At 44.1% G+C, this 16,795-nt stretch carries 17 protein-coding genes; 11 read left to right on the forward strand and 6 right to left on the reverse strand.

Going from position 1 to position 16,795, the window contains the following annotated elements; all coding sequences use genetic code 11:
- Nucleotides 1–31: 31 nt before the first annotated feature.
- Genes GJV22_RS16585 through GJV22_RS16595 form a run of 3 tightly spaced genes read left to right on the forward strand, consistent with a single transcriptional unit; the run spans nucleotide 32 to nucleotide 2,035 of the window.
- Nucleotides 32–850 carry a pseudouridine synthase gene (locus tag GJV22_RS16585; protein WP_163716385.1) on the forward strand — a complete coding sequence of 273 codons (819 nt, stop codon included), beginning with the start codon at nucleotides 32–34 and terminating at the stop codon, nucleotides 848–850.
- 38 nt (nucleotides 851–888) lie between these two features.
- Nucleotides 889–1,377 carry an RNA polymerase sigma factor gene (locus GJV22_RS16590; protein ID WP_163716388.1) on the forward strand — a complete coding sequence of 163 codons (489 nt, stop codon included), beginning with the start codon at nucleotides 889–891 and terminating at the stop codon, nucleotides 1,375–1,377.
- Between the two features lies 1 nt (nucleotide 1,378).
- Entirely contained in the window at nucleotides 1,379–2,035 is a 657-nt protein-coding gene (locus GJV22_RS16595; RefSeq protein ID WP_163716391.1) for a hypothetical protein, read from the forward strand.
- Between the two features lie 7 nt (nucleotides 2,036–2,042).
- Here GJV22_RS16595 and GJV22_RS16600 read toward each other — a convergent pair whose 3' ends face one another.
- From GJV22_RS16600 to GJV22_RS16615, 5 genes are all read right to left on the reverse strand, one after another.
- Nucleotides 2,043–2,297, reverse strand: a complete 255-nt coding sequence (locus GJV22_RS16600; protein ID WP_163716395.1) for a hypothetical protein — start codon at nucleotides 2,295–2,297, stop codon at nucleotides 2,043–2,045.
- Nucleotides 2,298–2,536: 239 nt separating this feature from the next.
- Nucleotides 2,537–3,970, reverse strand: coding sequence for a ferrous iron transporter B (locus GJV22_RS22195; protein ID WP_205461916.1), 1,434 nt, complete (start codon nucleotides 3,968–3,970; stop codon nucleotides 2,537–2,539).
- A 10-nt stretch (nucleotides 3,971–3,980) separates the two neighbouring features.
- Complete coding sequence (locus tag GJV22_RS22200; RefSeq protein ID WP_205461917.1) at nucleotides 3,981–4,772, reverse strand: FeoB small GTPase domain-containing protein; 792 nt, start codon at nucleotides 4,770–4,772, stop codon at nucleotides 3,981–3,983.
- Nucleotides 4,773–4,776: 4 nt separating this feature from the next.
- Nucleotides 4,777–5,817: a metal-dependent transcriptional regulator gene (locus GJV22_RS16610; RefSeq protein ID WP_163716397.1), complete on the reverse strand. Its 1,041-nt coding sequence runs from the start codon at nucleotides 5,815–5,817 to the stop codon at nucleotides 4,777–4,779.
- 132 nt (nucleotides 5,818–5,949) lie between these two features.
- Nucleotides 5,950–6,618: a metal-dependent transcriptional regulator gene (locus GJV22_RS16615; protein WP_163716400.1), complete on the reverse strand. Its 669-nt coding sequence runs from the start codon at nucleotides 6,616–6,618 to the stop codon at nucleotides 5,950–5,952.
- A 201-nt stretch (nucleotides 6,619–6,819) separates the two neighbouring features.
- On the opposite strand from GJV22_RS16615, the gene era reads away from it, so the two are divergent.
- From era to GJV22_RS16630, 3 genes are all read left to right on the forward strand, one after another.
- Nucleotides 6,820–7,704: a GTPase Era gene (era, locus tag GJV22_RS16620; RefSeq protein ID WP_163716402.1), complete on the forward strand. Its 885-nt coding sequence runs from the start codon at nucleotides 6,820–6,822 to the stop codon at nucleotides 7,702–7,704.
- A gap of 194 nt (nucleotides 7,705–7,898) precedes the next feature.
- Nucleotides 7,899–9,209 (forward strand): ribosome biogenesis GTPase Der, encoded by a 1,311-nt coding sequence (gene der / locus GJV22_RS16625; protein ID WP_163716406.1) that lies wholly within the window; start codon nucleotides 7,899–7,901, stop codon nucleotides 9,207–9,209.
- 267 nt (nucleotides 9,210–9,476) lie between these two features.
- A complete protein-coding gene (locus GJV22_RS16630) occupies nucleotides 9,477–11,075 on the forward strand; it encodes a SulP family inorganic anion transporter (RefSeq protein ID WP_163716410.1) in 1,599 nt (532 codons plus the stop codon).
- 65 nt (nucleotides 11,076–11,140) lie between these two features.
- On the opposite strand, the gene GJV22_RS16635 is transcribed toward GJV22_RS16630, so the two are convergent.
- Nucleotides 11,141–11,908, reverse strand: coding sequence for a TIGR00266 family protein (locus GJV22_RS16635; protein WP_163716413.1), 768 nt, complete (start codon nucleotides 11,906–11,908; stop codon nucleotides 11,141–11,143).
- A gap of 332 nt (nucleotides 11,909–12,240) precedes the next feature.
- Between GJV22_RS16635 and GJV22_RS16640 the strand changes: the two genes are divergently transcribed.
- The 5 genes from GJV22_RS16640 (at nucleotide 12,241) to GJV22_RS16660 (ending at nucleotide 16,792) form a co-directional block, all read left to right on the forward strand.
- A complete protein-coding gene (locus tag GJV22_RS16640; protein ID WP_163716415.1) occupies nucleotides 12,241–12,942 on the forward strand; it encodes a 3'-5' exonuclease in 702 nt (233 codons plus the stop codon).
- Nucleotides 12,943–13,002: 60 nt separating this feature from the next.
- Nucleotides 13,003–14,895, forward strand: coding sequence for a DUF294 nucleotidyltransferase-like domain-containing protein (locus tag GJV22_RS16645; RefSeq protein ID WP_163716418.1), 1,893 nt, complete (start codon nucleotides 13,003–13,005; stop codon nucleotides 14,893–14,895).
- A 55-nt stretch (nucleotides 14,896–14,950) separates the two neighbouring features.
- Complete coding sequence (arfB, locus tag GJV22_RS16650; RefSeq protein ID WP_163716421.1) at nucleotides 14,951–15,367, forward strand: alternative ribosome rescue aminoacyl-tRNA hydrolase ArfB; 417 nt, start codon at nucleotides 14,951–14,953, stop codon at nucleotides 15,365–15,367.
- 4 nt (nucleotides 15,368–15,371) lie between these two features.
- A complete protein-coding gene (locus GJV22_RS16655) occupies nucleotides 15,372–16,013 on the forward strand; it encodes a YiiX/YebB-like N1pC/P60 family cysteine hydrolase (RefSeq protein WP_205461918.1) in 642 nt (213 codons plus the stop codon).
- A 113-nt stretch (nucleotides 16,014–16,126) separates the two neighbouring features.
- A complete protein-coding gene (locus tag GJV22_RS16660; protein WP_163716424.1) occupies nucleotides 16,127–16,792 on the forward strand; it encodes a hypothetical protein in 666 nt (221 codons plus the stop codon).
- Nucleotides 16,793–16,795: the final 3 nt, after the last annotated feature.

Below are 16,795 nucleotides of genomic sequence, written 5' to 3' on the forward strand. Positions count from 1 at the left end.
GCGAGAGGGGGAAACGTAACCCGAAGAAGCTATGAAAAATATGAAAAATACATCCGGTGGAAAGAAATTTGACCGGAAGCCGCACGAAGACAAAACATTTCATTCTGAAAAGAAAAAAGTATCAATTGTCAAAAAAGGTGACGAAGAGATTCGTCTGAACCGCTATATTGCCAATGCAGGCATTTGCTCGCGTCGGGAAGCTGATAAGTTGATTGCAGATGGTGAGATTCAGGTTAACGGCGAGGTGGTTACCGAGTTGGGTGCCAAAGTAACCAAAAACGATCAGGTGAAGTATCGCGGCCAAACCTTGAGTGTGGAGAAAAAAGTTTACCTGTTGCTGAATAAACCACGAGGCTTCGTAACTACTCTGGACGATCCGCATGCCGAACATACCGTGATGGAGTTGGTCGAAAACGCTTGTCCCGAACGCATTTACCCGGTAGGTCGCCTTGATAAAGAAACTTCAGGTTTGTTGTTGTTCACGAACGATGGCGAACTGACGACAAAGTTGACCCACCCAAGCTATGAGAAGAAGAAAATCTATCATGTTTTCCTGAATGAAGATTTCACCGAAGATCACCTGGAGCAAATCAGACAAGGTATTGAACTGGAGGATGGTTTCATCAAAGCCGATTCAATCAGTTATGTCGATCCGGCTGATAAAAAGCAGGTGGGCATCGAGATCCATTCGGGACGTAACCGGATCGTGCGTCGTATATTTGCGCATTTCAATTATAAAGTTGCGCGATTAGACCGCGTATTCTTTGCAGGCCTGACCAAGAAAAATCTGCCTCGTGGAAAGTGGCGCTTCCTTAGTCCCCGGGAAATTTCATTTCTGAAAATGAATTGATGTAATATTTTTGATTTTCCGAGACTAATAGCAACGAGTTGGAAAAAGAATTTGTCAAAATAATTACAGAAAATCAGGGAATCATACACAAGGTATGTTCTGTTTATTGTGACTCGGAAGAAGACCGGCGAGATCTTTTTCAGGAAATTCTGACTCAATTGTGGAAGTCATTTCCTTCCTTTCGAAAGGAAGCCAAGTTCTCTACCTGGATGTACCGGGTAGCTCTGAACACCGCCATCACCAGTTTTAAGAAAACCAAGCGCCAGCCCGATCAAAATGGGTTAACCATTGACAATGTTCAGCTGGTGCAAGAAGAATACGACCCAACTACTGAGGAGCAAATGCGAATGCTGCATAAAGCTGTTGCTCGTTTAAGTGGTATTGAGAAATCGATCATCTTGTTATTTTTGGAAAACAAGAGTTACGAGGAGATCGCCGAAATTACTGGCATTACGCAGAATTATGTTCGTGTGAAGATGAACCGCATCAAACACAAGTTGAAGAAATTAATGAATACAGAAGGCTAAGATGGAACTGGATCAACTTAAAAGTGCATGGAATAGCTATACCAGCTCTGACGCCGACAAGCATCGGATTGATGAGACCGAACTCCAGCGCATGTTGAAACGTCGAACCAATGGGTTGATGGATCGCATTGATCGTAACGTTCGTGTCGGTTTTGTTGTTATCCTTGCCCTGGTACTGTTTTTTGTAGTCGATGATTTTTATCTGACGCCTAGTATGGAAGAAAAGGTTGAGGTGCCTCTTTGGGTTTATCTCATGGATGCGCTGAACACGCTTTTCTTGTTTGGAACATTCCTTTATTTTTGGTTGCAGTACCGCAACGTTAAAGCGAATTATTCTCAAAACAGCGATATGAAACGGGTTCTGAGTTCTTCTATTCAGCTGTTAACCACTTATCGTCGCTTGTTCTATTGGGCTTTGTGCGGATTCCTGTTAGTTATTGCTATTTCTAGTATGGCCGGATTTTTTGCCAACCCGAATGTCCATAGCGAGGAGTTTCTGGCCGAACGAAACCACTTGGTTGTCTTTGGCAGTTTTGCTGTTCTGTTGGGTGTTCTTGGGCTGATATTCGTTGTCTTTCACTGGGGATTTCGACGGCTTTACGGGCGTTACATCAAGCAGCTTAAAGAGACGCTGACTGAATTGGACGAAATTGAATAAAGCTTATTTATCCCCGATATGGATTGCCGGCTTCCTGCTTCTTTGCTTTTAGCTTGCGGTAATTTAGAGCAATGCCAACACCCACAATAACCGGTAGCTTAGGCTGAAGGTGAACAGCACTCCAAAAATCGATCTTACCAAACGGAATACCTGCAAATACATCTTCAAGCGGCGCATACAAGTCGAATAGGACAAAAGCCACGGTGAGTGTGAACATGGTGATCAGCGTGCTGATGACGAAATATTTGATGTCACTTTTCATGAATGATCAAAGCTTTACCGGATAGCTGTTTTATTTCGTCCAGCAAGATATGACAAATCAGTTGAATAGTAAATAGTACAGAAAAAAGATTTTAGTTAAATTGTGTTTTGACAATAAGTAATTGATTCATCGCAATGGGGGGATATTTTTTTCATGTTAGTCGCATGTTAATGCCATTTCCACCAAAAGCAAAAGCCGGATAGTGAAACTAACCGGCTTGTCTGTCTATTTTTGAACGATTACCAACCAAAGAATTGCCAAAGTTGGGTGGTGAAAAAGCAAATCACAAAACCGAGTACAATCGGTAAAAAAGTCGATACCATCGTCCATTTCAGGCTTTTGGTTTCTTTGTAAATCGTGTAAATCGTTGTTGAGCAAGGATTGTGCAAAAGGCTAAACAGCATTAGGTTGAGTCCGGTTAGCAGGGTCCAACCTCCGGTTTGCAGCACTCCGGCAATATCAGCTGTTGAGTCCAGTTCGAACATCACGCCCGATCCGCCTCCCACACCGGCCATTTTACTACTCAGAACAGTCAACATGAGAATTGTTGGGATGACAATTTCGTTGGCTGGAATAGCAATGATGTAAGCCAGTAGAATTACGCCATTCAACCCAAAAAACAGGGCAAAAGGGTCGGACCAGTTAATAAAATATTCTGCCAGGCTGAGGTCGCCGATATGGACATTGGCTACTAACCAAATGACGATACCCGCCGGAACGGCAAATATGATTGCTCGCCATAGCACAAAAATGGTTCGGTCGATTAGCGAAGTATATAACGTTTGCCAAATACGAGGCGGACGGTAAGGCGGCAGTTCCAGTGTAAAGGCTGAGGCTTCGCCGCGTAAAACAGTTTTGCTCAGTCCCCAGGAAACAACCAGGCTAAAAAAGATTCCCAGCACAGCAATACCTACAACCGCTCCGGCCGAAACGACACCGGCCAGCTGTGGTGAGGCCATGCTGCCAATGAAAATCGTCGCAATCAGGATCTGCGTGGGCCAACGTCCATTACACAACGAAAAGTTATTGGTGATGATCGCAATCAAGCGTTCGCGAGGACTATCGATTACCCGGGCGGCAACAACCCCGGCAGCATTACAACCGAACCCCATGCTCATGGTCAGCGCTTGTTTCCCGTGGGCGCCGGCTTTGCGAAACAGGTTATCCATATTGAAAGCAACGCGCGGTAAGTAGCCCAAATCTTCGAGAAGGGTGAAGAGCGGGAAGAAAATGGCCATGGGAGGCAACATAACGGCAATAACCCACGCTGCTGCCATGTAGGCGCCATCGATTAGTATACCGCTCATCCACCAGGGCATGTGAATAAAGGTTGCAGCCTGCTTCAATAGTGGGTGTAAATAGTCAATTAACACGGAAGACAGAAGTCCCGAAGGGTAATTGGCACCGGCAATGGTTAGCCAGAATACGAGAGCAAGCAGCAAAAACATAAGCGGAAAGCCCAACCACCGGCTGGTTACTATTTTATCGATGGTTATGTCGGTCGCATAGGCTTCTTTGTCTCCTTTTAGCTTGACGGTTTTTCTTGCAATTTGGGAGGCGTCGGAGTAGATCGATTCAATGACTGTATCGTGAAAATCGAGGCCCAATTCCCATCGTGCTGTATTGGCAGCCGTCAAAATCTCTTCTCTATTGTGGTGTGTTGTTTTGTCCATTGGTTCTTGTTTAAGCTTGAATTCCTGATTCGCCTGCACTAATACTGCCCAGATCTCCGGTTCGTACAGCTTCAATGATACTGTCGTCACCTTCGAGCAAACGCAGTGCTACCCATTTGGTATTAGTCAGATTGGGGAATTGTTTCGCCAGTGAGTTTTCTAATTTTGAAATAGCGTTGTTCAGTTTTGCAGAACGGCCTTTGATTTTATGCGGGCGGCAAACATATTTTCCGGTGGCCACCTCTTCAACAGCCTGCAGCAGTTCGGTCATTCCCTGCCGGCGACGTGCCGAGGCCGGAATAACCGGAATGCCCAGTTCTTTTGATAGCACGCGGACATCAATTTCCAGGTTATTGCGTTTGGCTTCGTCCATAAGGTTCAGACAAAGTACTGCCCGGTCTGTAATTTCAAGAATCTGTAAAACAAGGTTCAGGTTGCGTTCCAGTCGGGTGGCGTCAACGACAATAACTGTCACGTCGGGTTGCCCAAACAGGATAAAGTTGCGGGCCACTTCTTCGTCAGTACTGGTCGACAACAGAGAGTAGGTTCCCGGAAGATCGACCATCTTGTAACGTTTGTCATTGAAAACAAAACCGCCTTCGGCACGGGTGACTGTTTTGCCGGGCCAGTTTCCGGTGTGCTGACGCAAGCCTGTGAGGTTATTGAACACCGTACTTTTACCGGTATTTGGGTTGCCGGCCATAGCAATCACATAGTCCACCTCGTCCAGGTTGATTCCCAGTTTTACAAGGTTTGCTTTATTGTGCATGGCACAGCTTTCGCAATTTGTTGGCGTATTCATCGTGTTATTTTTTGCGGTTAATAAAGATTAAGTCGGCTTCTCGCGAACGGATGCCAACAGTGGTTCCTAAAACCCGGTATCCAACCGGATCACCAGATGCACTTTTTATAACGGCAGAAACCAGGCTTCCCGGAACAATACCCATGTCCATCAGTCGGCGGCGCTGCTGGCCGCGACAATTGGGCGAAATTGCCACAACTTCCGCTTCTTCTCCGACTTGAAGCGATGAAAGCAATTCATTTTTTGAAACCACTGGTTCTTTGGCGGAAACAAGTTCGACGGTAATGTGCGCCGCGAAAAGTGGAGTTAACGAGCATTCGTCTCCATCGGCCACAAAGCTTATTTTGTTCTCGGCCACATCGGTTATATAGATCTGCATGCCCGGGTATAAACCCAAAACGACAAGTTGCTCGTAAATGCTCTTCGGCTCATCTTCCATATGGGTGACCCGACCAAGCTGTCCTTCCTTAAGATGATTAAGCGTTACGCCGGTTGGTTCGGGCAATGTTCCTTCAGCTGTCGGTATCGGGTCGCCGTGTGGGTCGAAAACAGGGTGTCCCATTTGTGCAGCCAGTTTTTCGGTGTCTTCCATTGTCACATTGTGCTCAATCCGGCAGGCCTCATTATGCCAGTCTGCCTGATCGATGCTCGTTTCGTCAGCGAAATAGCGCTCCCAGATACGGTGCACCCGGATAACTCGAAGCGCATATGATCTTCCTGTATCGCTTAAGCTGACGGCCTGGTCATCCAGTGTAATCAGTTCTTTGGAAAACAAATGCTCCAACAGCAGACTTGCTCTGTCTACAGAGATGTCCAGGTTTCCGGCAATGCTGTGCATATCGCAGGGAGCTTTCCGGTATTCACAGTCGAACATATACTTTAGTGAATCCTCCAGCAACTCGCGTTGTGATCTTGCTTTCATTCGGCTAAACCGAGCGAGCCCGCCTTTCTGGGGCCATAGGATCCAAGCCAAAATGGCTATGATAATTAACCCGGAAAGCAGCAGCAACCCAGGTTGAATGCTTAAAATAAACAGTGTATTCATTGGTTGTCTTTAATTTGTTAATTCATCATTCAGTCAATTGAGACTGTTAGTAATCAATTTCTGCATTGTATCCTGCGCCCGGCTGTGAACCGATAAAAACATCACTATCAAGGCTGAAATTGGTTGCATACATTAATCTGCTTTTTTGATATAGATGGTATTTGTCAAGTCAATGTTCAGCAGGAGTTTTGTATGCTGAATTTCAATTTCAATCATTCGGGTTTTGATGTAATGTTTTTGAACTGTGAGTGATGTTCCTATTTCAAGTTTATTTGAATGGCAGAAATCGAAAAACTCTTTGTCGGACCCTGAAAGCCGGCTGATTTTGTAAGTATTTCCCGGTTCGCCCATGGATAAGGTTATGCTGTGATCTGTTTCGGGAATCTCACCATCATCTGTCGGAATCGGATCTCCATGCGGATCAGTTTCCGGGTTCCCAAGGAAGTCGCTAATTTTTTCTGCAAGGAAATCAGAGGTCAAATGTTCCAGCAATTCCGCTTCACGATGTATCTCATGCATCGTCAATCCAAGAACCTGATGAAGAAATGTTTCCCATAACCGGTGCTTTCGAAGAACGTCAAGTGCGACTTTCGTACCATCAGGAGTCAATTTCAACTCTTTGTATTTCTCGTAATCAATTAGCTTTTTCATGGCCAATTTTCGGGCCATGTCGGTAGCTGCAGCATTTGTAATACCAAGCTCTTTGGCTATTGTGCCCGGTTTTGTATCCATGGAGTTTCCCTGCTCGCCCTTGTAAATGGCTTTAATGAAATTCTCAGTTGCGATGGAAGCCTTGTACATTATGCTTGAAATTAAATTTAAGTATGCTTAAAAATATAAGCAAATGTATTGAAAAATAGTTTTGCGGACGTGAATGTTCGGATAAATTTTCGATTAAATTTTACATCCGGTCTGGTAGAACCGCTTTTCTATCAGGGGGCTGTTTGAATTCAATTTATTGATTATCTTTGCGGCGTTTTTAAATCATTCATTTATAATTAAATGGCGCATAAATCAGGTTTTGTCAATATTATCGGGAACCCGAATGTCGGGAAGTCAACTATCATGAATGCCTTGGTGGGCGAACGTTTGTCAATTATTACTAAAAAGATGCAAACGACACGTCATCGGATCAAAGGGATTGTGAATGGTGAGGATTTCCAAATTGTATACTCGGATACCCCCGGGATTTTGAAGCCCAACTACAAGTTGCAGGAATCGATGATGAGCTTTGTAAATACTGCTCTGATTGATGCTGATGTGATTTTGTATGTGACTGATGTGGTGGAGAAAGCTGACAAAAACAGTGAATATCTGGAGAGGATCCGGAAGTCGAATGCACCGGTTATTGTGTTGATCAATAAGATTGACCTGTCGAGTCAGGGGGAGGTGATGGATATGTACACTTACTGGAAGGATTTGCTGCCGGCTGCCGATGTGTTTGCCATTTCAGCAACCGAGAAATTCAATATTGCCCCGATCTTTGACCGTATTTTGGAGTTGTTGCCGGAGGCGCCGCCCTATTTTGGGAAAGATGAGTTGACCGACCGCAACGAACGTTTCTTCGTGACAGAAATTGTCCGCGAGAAAATTTTACTTCACTACCAAAAGGAAGTTCCTTATTCCGTTGAGGTTGAGGTTGAGGAATTTAAGGAAGAGGCCAAGTTGTTGCGCTTGCGATGTGTGATCCACGTTGCGCGAGATAGCCAAAAAGGGATTATCATCGGACATCAGGGGAAAGCGCTCAAAAGAGTGGCCACTGAAGCCCGAATGGATTTGGAAGAATTCTTTCAGAAGAAGATATTCATGGAGTTGTATGTGAAAGTAACTAAAGACTGGCGCGATAAAGACCGTCAGTTAGGTAACTTCGGGTACGATAATCAGTAGCAAATCGCACTATTCAGTCTCAGTTCTTTGTATGAAGAATTGAGGATATAGAAGAAATCCCAACAACGGACGATAGTCGATGAGAAATGGTTTTTTGCCGTTTTGAAATTTGAAGCCAGGGATTTTGAATTTTAATTTTAGAGGAGGGTAAAGGAACAATCCTTAACCCGGAACATATAGAAATAAAGAAAGCAATGAGCAATATTGTAGCAATAGTAGGAAGACCGAATGTCGGCAAATCAACCTTTTTTAATCGCCTGGTTGAAACCCGTCAGGCCATCGTAAACGAAACTGCAGGGGTGACCCGCGACCGCAACTACGGAAAATCGCTGTGGAATGGGGTCGAGTTTTCGGTGATTGATACCGGAGGTTACGTGGTGAATTCGGATGATGTGTTTGAAGGAGAAATTAGAAAACAAGTAGCGCTGGCCATTGATGAGGCCGACGTGATCATCTTTGCCGTAGATGTTGAAGGCGGAATTACCGATCTCGATCAGGCAGTAGCCAACATTCTTCGGAGAGTGAAAAAGCCGGTTTTCCTGGCTGTAAACAAAGTTGACAATAACCAACGGCTAATGGATGCGCACGAATTCTACAGCCTGGGGTTAGGAGATAAAATGTATTGTATCTCGAGCATGAACGGTAGCGGAACCGGCGATTTGCTGGATGATGTTGTTGCTGCCTTTCCAAAAACAGAAAAAGAAGTCATTGAAGAGGGTATTCCTCGCTTTGCAGTGGTAGGGCGTCCAAACGTTGGAAAATCGTCGTTTATTAACGCGCTGATTGGCGTGGAACGCAACATTGTTACCGACATAGCTGGAACAACCCGTGATGCCATCAACACCCGATATAGTAAATTTGGCCACGATTTCTACTTGGTCGATACGGCTGGATTGCGTAAAAAAGCGAAAGTAAAAGAAGACGTTGAGTTTTACTCTGTTTTGCGTTCGGTACGTACCATTGAGGAAGCCGATGTTTGTATCATGATGATTGACGCGACCCGCGGTGTTGAAGCGCAGGATGTGAGTATTTTCAACCTGGCTGTTCGTAATAAAAAGGGAATAGTTATACTGGTGAACAAGTGGGACTTGATGGAAAAGGATAACCATTCGGTGAACGAGTTCACGGAGCATATTCACGAACGCATTGCGCCCTTTGTCGACGTGCCTATTATTTTCATCTCAGCATTGACAAAACAACGTATTTTTAAAGCGCTGGAAGTTGCAGTTGAAGTGTACCAGAATAAATCGCAACGCATTAAAACATCGAAGCTGAACGAGGTGCTGCTTAGTGCGATTGAAAAATATCCACCACCATCACTTAAAGGCAAATACATCAAAATTAAATATGTGACGCAGTTGCCAAGTCCGACGCCATCGTTTGCCTTGTTCGCCAATTTGCCACAATACATTAAAGATCCCTACAAACGGTACATCGAAAACCAGATTCGGGAGAACTTCAGTTTTTCAGGGGTTCCCATTCAGGTGTACTTCCGTAAGAAATAGACTGAATTAGCAGTCCGTCAAAGATCCGATCTTCGCATACGAGGTCGGATCTTTTTTGCTTTCAACTTAGCGCTTGGTATCCTGTTGGTGAGGCGTAAAGTTTAACATTGATTCAGTTAAAAGACTATCAATGAAAATCATTGGCAATTCTACTTCTCCGCGTTAAGCCTTTATTAACATCATTCAACGAAATATGCCGTTGGGCATATTTGAAAGGAGAAAGTCTATTTTTGCCGTTCAACCAAATTATCCTGTGAAGATTTGTTTATGAAATACAAGTTCAATTTTATCGATAAGAACCAAGGGAGTGTCAAGGATGATGTTCTTTCTGGATTGACAGTTGCACTGGCCTTGGTGCCTGAGGCTGTTGCTTTTGCTTTTGTTGCCGGCGTGTCACCAATTATTGGTCTCTACGGTGCTTTTATGATGGGGCTGGTAACTTCCATTTTGGGAGGACGTCCGGGAATGATCTCGGGAGCAACCGGCGCAACGGCAGTGGTGATGGTGAGTCTGATCCAGCAAGGTAACGAAATGGGAGTGCCCGGTGATCAAATGGGCTTGCAATATTTATTTGCCACCCTTCTGTTGGTTGGCGTGCTGCAAATGAGTGCAGGTTTCTTGAAACTGGGGAAGTTTATTCGTTTGGTACCTGCGTCCGTAATGATGGGCTTTGTGAATGGGTTGGCGATTGTGATTTTCCTTTCGCAGCTAAATATGTTTAAATCAGGGGGTGAATGGATTGCAGGGCCGCAAATGTGGACCATGCTGGCGTTGGTTGGAGGAACCATGGCGATCATGTTCCTGTTACCTAAAGTGAGCAAAGCGATTCCGGCTGCATTGGTTGGTATTCTGGTGGTTTCAGCTGTTGTTATTTTTGGTGGCGTTGAAACAGAAACAGTGAAGTCGTTTATTCAAGCCGGTGGTGGAACGGGGATCAAAGCTGGTTTGCCAACTTTTAATATTCCCATGATTCCATTGACTTTTGAAACGCTGAAATTTATTTTCCCTTATGCTGTAATTTTAGCTTCTGTCGGGTTGATTGAGTCACTAATGACGCTGAACCTGGTGGATGAACTGACCGAAACCCGCGGAAGCGGTAACCGGGAATGTGCGGCTCAGGGAGCAGCTAATTTTGTGAATGGTATGTTTGGTGGAATGGGCGGTTGTGCGATGATCGGTCAAAGTATCATCAACATTAAATCCGGCGGTCGTAACCGTTTGTCCGGTATTGTTGCTGCCGTTTGTCTGCTGGTTTTCATCCTCTTTGCTTCAACTTATATTGAAATGATTCCAATTGCGGCTTTAGTTGGTGTGATGTTCATGGTGGTGATCGGTACGTTCGCCTGGAACACGTTCCGAATTATGGATAAGATTCCGTTGGCCGATTTAATTGTCATTATTTTAGTGACGGCCTTGACGGTGATTTTCGACCTGGCAATTGCTGTATTTGCCGGAGTCATTGTTTCAGCTTTGGTATTTGCCTGGGAAAATGCAGTACGTATCCGTGCCAACGAATCGGTTGATGAGCACGGCATTAAGCACTATAGAATTGTAGGTCCGCTGTTTTTTGGATCTACAACCCTGTTCAATCAGAAGTTCAACGTGCAAAACGATCCGGATGAGGTAATTATTGACTTCCAGGAGTCGCGTATTATGGACCAGTCGGCTATTGAAGCGATTAATAAAGTGGCTGAGCGCTACCAGAAAGAAGGTAAAAATATCCACATTCGTCACTTAAGCCGAGACTGTACCCGATTGATTCAGAAAGCAGAAAAAATTTGTGATGTGAATATGATTGAGGACCCGAATTATTTTGTGGCGATCGACAATTACAATAAACTAACAGGCCAAAAGGCTGTATCATAGTTATTAAGAAATATTTTTGTAGCCCGGCTTATCGTTCGACAGGCCGGGCTTTTTATTTCAAGGTTCTAATCCTGCAGAAATTGGTTCAGCAAACCACCCGACTCTTTTCGTTGGTTACCGCCCCGGGGAGAAAGCTCCGCAATGAGTTTCCGAATTGGCATTGATTGCAACCAAACTTTCCCGGTTCCACGTAATGTTGCCAGAAAAATTCCTTCGCCGCCAAACACCATCGATCGCAATCCACCGGCTTGTTCCACGCTAAAATCGATGCTTGTTTCATAAGCAACGATACAGCCGGTATCGACACGCAATACTTCGTTGTTCAGCTGTCGTTCAATCACCGTTCCGCCAGCATGAATAAATGCTTTGCCATCGCCTTGTAATTGCTGCATAATGAAACCTTCACCGCCGAAAAATCCGGCACCGAGCCGTTTGTTGAAGGTGATTGATATTTTTGTCCCGAGTGCTGCGCATAGAAACGCGTCTTTTTGCACAATGATGCGTCCTCCCTTCTGAGCCAGATCAATCGGAATAATTGTTCCGGGATAAGGAGCCGAAAACGCAACATGTTTTTTCCCCCATCCCTGGTTGGCAAAGTGCGTAAGGAATAGCGATTCTCCGGTTATTATTCTGGAGCCGGCACTAAGTAGCTTGTCAAAAAATCCGGCCCGTGGATTTGAACCGTCTCCCAATTTTGCTTCAAAGCTAATACCGTCTTCCATATACAACATCGCGCCCGCTTCCGCGATGACAGTTTCTCCGGGATCAAGTTCAATTTCTACCAGCTGGACATCGTGTCCGATAATTTTGTAGTCAATTTCGTGTGATTGCATGATATTTGAAATTTTGATGTTTTCTTTCGACGAATTTACAAAAACAGCTTTCGTTGTCTCGTTGTTTTCGATAAATGTACGTAACAGACAGGTGAACGGAATTTTTAGAGGGTGAAAATATATTCTGAATGAGTCCAACAATCACGATTTTTGAACAGATTTCGATTACGTTTTGACTCGTTTGTAAATAAAATGTGAACAAATACTCATCGCAAAAGGGCAAATATTAATAAAAATTTACGTTTGGCTATCGATTGCAATCAATATGATGCAGGCACGTGTTAGGCAGTTTGATACTTTGTACTTTAGGTGAATAATGAAAAGGGATGACTATGAATAATTACATTTTGTTCATTGATATTGAGACGTCGGATATGCCAAAACGCTGGAATGCTCCAACAGCAAAAGTGGACGAATGGCCTTTTATACTGCAAATTGCCTGGGTGGTTTGTAAAAAAGGTGGTGAGCTTATTGCAAAGAGAGATTTCTATGTGAAGCAGAAAGATATACCGATTGGCGAAGTAGCTTCCCGATTGCACGGAATTACAGTAGACGTTTTGGAAGAAAAAGGTGAAGAACGAAGAGTTGTGTTGAACACCCTTGCTGCCGATCTTGAACTGTATAAGCCCATGATTGTCGGTCATTTTTTGGAATTCGACAAACGGATGCTCGAAGTTGGCTTTTCGCGTGAGGATATCGTTCGTAATTTCGATCAGCTACCCCGGTTTTGTACCATGCTTTACACCCGCAAGCCCAAAGATATTTTTGGAGGAGGATCGTATATGCGGTTGAATGAACTGTACCAATCCTTATTTGGGGAAAAGTTATCCGATCAACACAATGCCCTTGCTGATGCCGAAGCCACAAAAGATTGCTTTTTTGAGTTGGTAAAGCGGGGGGAAGTTACCGATCAAACTATTGCCAAGCAGAAACGAATAACTGGCAGACGGTGGGAGCTGCCAATATGGATGGTCGTCCTGTTCTCCATTTTAATAGGTGGCGGATTATTCTATCTTTTGGTGTTTCTCATTTAAGAACGACATCGCTTTACTAACACTTACTGAACTTCACCTAAGCTCCAATTAAGAGCAGGAATGGAAAACCAAATAGCATTTTTGAGGACAGTTAGTCCCTTTGATTTATTACCCGAAACAGTTTTGGGTGACGTTACCCGAATGATGGAGCGGAAAGAGCTTGGCCCCGGGACAACAGTTTACACGCAGGATCATTCGGATGTGACAAGTATCGACGTGATCGTTGAAGGTCAGTACGATGCTTGTTTCTACGATTCGGAGAAGGTGTTGAAGCTGCAGGAACATTACGATCCCGGATCTATTTACGGTGCGAGTTCGGCATTGCTGAATAAGAAGAAGTCAATCCGGACGGTAGTTGCAAAAACAGCCACTGTAGTTTTAAGTTTAGACAAAGAGGAGTTCAAAGCTTTATGTCGAAGCTATGACGATTTTTTTCATCATTTTACAGAGCAGTTTGGCCAAAAAATGATGAACGATGAGTATGCTCATTTTGTCAAACGGAACAGTACGCGCGAAGGAAACTTCATTGATGCGGACTTGATCTTTACACGCCGGCTGAGTACAATTTTTCCCCGGCAATTGGTCACCTGTCCGCCGGAAACCCCGGTTCATGAAGTCGCTGCCACGATGGTCGAAAAGCAGTTGAACTGCATGTTTGTTGAAGATGAAGGAGAGATTAAGGGAATCATCACCAAAGATATTCTAATAAAAAAAGTGTTGGCTGCCGGTAAGCCAGGATCGGTTCCGGTGCGGAAGGTAGCTCGTAAAAAGTTCGTAACCATCCATAAAGACGCGTTGCTTTACGAGGCTTTACTGGCAATTTTCCAAAGCAAACTTGAATTTGTAATGGTTACCGATGGTGAACGAAATCTGGGTTATATCAGCCGATATCGTTTGCTCACAGAGCATGCCCAATCTCCCTTGGTGTTTATTCAGTCGGTCAAACTGTCGAATACCGTTGACGAACTGAAGGATAAATGGCAAAAAGTCCCGGCACTTATTTCGAAGTTGTTGGAACGTGGTGTGAATGCTGAAATTGTCAACAGAATTGTGACAACAATCAACGATGAGATTTTGCTGCAGGTCATTGAAGGCGTCAAAAATGAAATGCCTCCGGCTCCGGCTCGTTACGCGTTTATGGTAATGGGAAGTGAAGGACGGCAGGAACAGACTTTGGTTACTGATCAGGATAATGCGATTATTTACGAAGATAAAGCGAATGAGCATCGGGAAGAAGTGCGCGAATACTTCCTCGACTTTGCGAACCGGATTTCAACCAATCTGAACGAAATTGGATTTAGTTATTGCGATGGCGGTTTCATGGCCAAAAATCCGAAATGGACCCACTCGCTATCGCACTGGAAGGGCAATTACGACCAATGGATCAATGAATCGATACCGGATACAGTGATTAAATTTTCCACTTTTTTTGACTGTCGCTTTGTGTATGGCGAGAAGAAGCTCTTCAACGAATTGAAAGAATATATGGTGGAATGCCTGGGGAAATCAACCTCGAAATTCTTATACAGTCTGGCCTCAAACGCACTCCACTTCGAGCCACAGCTGACTTTATTTAATTCCATTCGTACGTTTTCGCGCGACGAGCGAAAGGTATTCGACATTAAGAAAAGCATGACTCCTATTGTTGATTTGGTTCGGATGCTTGCGCTGAAGAACAGGGTAATTGAAACGAATACCGGTAGGCGAATGCAGAAACTGCAGGAAGGGAATTTTCTGACCGACAAGCAATATAAAGAATTAATGCACGCCTATTATTATTTGATGGGGATGCGGCTGAAACAACAGACCAATCATATTCTGCATGAGTTTATTGAACCGAGTAATTTAGTAGAACCACAGAATCTGACGAAGGTTGAACAGATGACCTTGCGCGAGATTTTCAAATTCATCAAAGACTTCCAGACTACAATTAAAATGGAGTTTAAAGTGTAATCGACTTGCTCTGTGATTTGTATTCAAGAAGAATATTCGATTAACTTTGAAGCCTATGGACAGTTGGCAACAAAATATTCCGGACCTAAGCAGTGAATTTGTATTTCAAACGTCGAGGAGCAGCGGCCCCGGAGGCCAAAATGTGAACAAAGTGAATTCGCGGGTGGAACTTCGTTTTGACGTCATAAATTCGGCTCTGCTACACGAGGAACAGAAAGCAATTATCTGCCGGAAACTTGCGAGTCGACTGACAACGGAAGGCGTGCTGCTTTTGGCAAGTCAGGAAAATCGCTCGCAACTGCGAAATAAGGAACTGGTGATTGCACGCTTTTATGAGTTGCTGGCTCATGCATTGAAACCACAGAAGAATAGGCGAGCAACGAGGCCAACCAAAGGTTCTGTTGAACGTCGAATTCAGTCCAAAAAAATCAGGGCGGAACGCAAATCATCAAGGGGGAAAATAGACTTTTAATCGGATGAAATTCAAACAAAAAATAACAGTTATGCTTCTGAGTGTTCTTTGTTTTTCTTGTGCTAGTCAGGAGAAACCTCTACAGTTGCAATCGGGCGACCTGCTTTTTCAGGGCGTGAGTTCAACCAAGCTTTCAGAGGCTATTGATAAGGTTACCCAGACAGATTCAGCGACCCACTTCTCGCATGTCGGGCTGCTTGAAATTGAAAAAGACGGCGTCGCGTTTGTATTGCATGCGGACTCAGAAGGGGGGACTTGCCGCCTTCCTTTGACTGATTTTCTCAAGCCTGAAGGAGATTCCATTCAGACTGTTGCTTACCGATTAAAACAACCTTGGCAGAATACCATTCCGGCTGCAATCGCCGTTGCAAAGGAAATGCTGGGGAAACCCTATAACTTCAGCTATGTATTGTCCGATTCGACGCATTATTGTTCGGAATTTATTTACAGAGCGTTTGAACAGGATTCCGTTTTCAGGCTGAACCCAATGACCTTCAAGGATCCTGTAACGGGTGATTTTTTCCCGACATGGGTTGACTATTATCAGAGGCAAGGCATTGAGATTCCGGAGGGGGAGCTGGGGTGTAATCCGAATGGCATGGCAGCATCCGACAAACTGGAATGTTTGGGGATAGTCGAAGACTAGGTCCGACTTCTCAAATGCACTATTTTTTATACGAATATTTCCTCTGTTTTAAATCTTGATCAGCTATTCAGTTGAATGGCAATGCTCCTCCTGGATTTTATAACTTGGGTGAAATGAAGTCAATTTTTTTTATCCCATTCGTTTTAGTCGGTTTTTCAGCCCTTTCAAATGATCCGATTCCAGTCGATTCATTCAACAAAAACAACGTCTCAAAATATTTGGAAGGAGTAGATACGACAGTCTATAAAATCCCGGATGAATTTCGGGAGCAAGCTTATGTTGCTTTGTCGTATTACCCGGAGCTAAAAGGCAAAAAGCTAAAATTCAAATTTAAGAACCAGAAGACGACCATGTCCTGCATCCCAAGATGGGATTTTTTGTTTCGGAAAAAGGCAAACCGGACTTACGTTATCCGAATTGACAATAAACTAAAAAACAACGAAGGAGTATTGTTAGCTGATGTGCCTTTCAATGCGCAAATTGGTGTGATTGGGCATGAGTTGGGGCATGTGATCGACTACGAAGGGAAAAGTATTTGGGGATTGATTGGAACAGGATTTGGGTACTTATTCCCGGCTTACCGCCATCAACTGGAAAACCAGATTGATGAGATTACCATTCATCGGGGATTAGGAAATCAATTGGCAGCTTTTGCCGACTATGTTTTTCACGAATCGCAAGCCAACGAGAAATATTTGCAGTATAAACGCAAATATTACTACCAAGCCGAGCAGATCCACAGCTTGATGATTGGTGCGGGAACTGTAGTCATGCCTTAAATT

This window comes from Mangrovibacterium lignilyticum (genome assembly GCF_010882175.1).
Taxonomy (GTDB): domain Bacteria; phylum Bacteroidota; class Bacteroidia; order Bacteroidales; family Prolixibacteraceae; genus Mangrovibacterium; species Mangrovibacterium lignilyticum.

Coding starts and splice junctions, on each gene's coding strand:
- GJV22_RS16585 (WP_163716385.1), top strand. CDS start 32: ATGAAAAATATGAAAAATACATCCGGTGGAAAGAAATTTGACCGGAAG.
- GJV22_RS16595 (WP_163716391.1), top strand. CDS start 1,379: ATGGAACTGGATCAACTTAAAAGTGCATGGAATAGCTATACCAGCTCT.
- GJV22_RS16600 (WP_163716395.1), bottom strand. CDS start 2,297: ATGAAAAGTGACATCAAATATTTCGTCATCAGCACGCTGATCACCATG.
- GJV22_RS22195 (WP_205461916.1), bottom strand. CDS start 3,970: ATGGACAAAACAACACACCACAATAGAGAAGAGATTTTGACGGCTGCC.
- GJV22_RS22200 (WP_205461917.1), bottom strand. CDS start 4,772: ATGAATACGCCAACAAATTGCGAAAGCTGTGCCATGCACAATAAAGCA.
- GJV22_RS16610 (WP_163716397.1), bottom strand. CDS start 5,817: ATGAATACACTGTTTATTTTAAGCATTCAACCTGGGTTGCTGCTGCTT.
- GJV22_RS16615 (WP_163716400.1), bottom strand. CDS start 6,618: ATGTACAAGGCTTCCATCGCAACTGAGAATTTCATTAAAGCCATTTAC.
- era (WP_163716402.1), top strand. CDS start 6,820: ATGGCGCATAAATCAGGTTTTGTCAATATTATCGGGAACCCGAATGTC.
- der (WP_163716406.1), top strand. CDS start 7,899: ATGAGCAATATTGTAGCAATAGTAGGAAGACCGAATGTCGGCAAATCA.
- GJV22_RS16630 (WP_163716410.1), top strand. CDS start 9,477: ATGAAATACAAGTTCAATTTTATCGATAAGAACCAAGGGAGTGTCAAG.
- GJV22_RS16635 (WP_163716413.1), bottom strand. CDS start 11,908: ATGCAATCACACGAAATTGACTACAAAATTATCGGACACGATGTCCAG.
- GJV22_RS16640 (WP_163716415.1), top strand. CDS start 12,241: ATGAATAATTACATTTTGTTCATTGATATTGAGACGTCGGATATGCCA.
- GJV22_RS16645 (WP_163716418.1), top strand. CDS start 13,003: ATGGAAAACCAAATAGCATTTTTGAGGACAGTTAGTCCCTTTGATTTA.
- arfB (WP_163716421.1), top strand. CDS start 14,951: ATGGACAGTTGGCAACAAAATATTCCGGACCTAAGCAGTGAATTTGTA.
- GJV22_RS16655 (WP_205461918.1), top strand. CDS start 15,372: ATGAAATTCAAACAAAAAATAACAGTTATGCTTCTGAGTGTTCTTTGT.
- GJV22_RS16660 (WP_163716424.1), top strand. CDS start 16,127: ATGAAGTCAATTTTTTTTATCCCATTCGTTTTAGTCGGTTTTTCAGCC.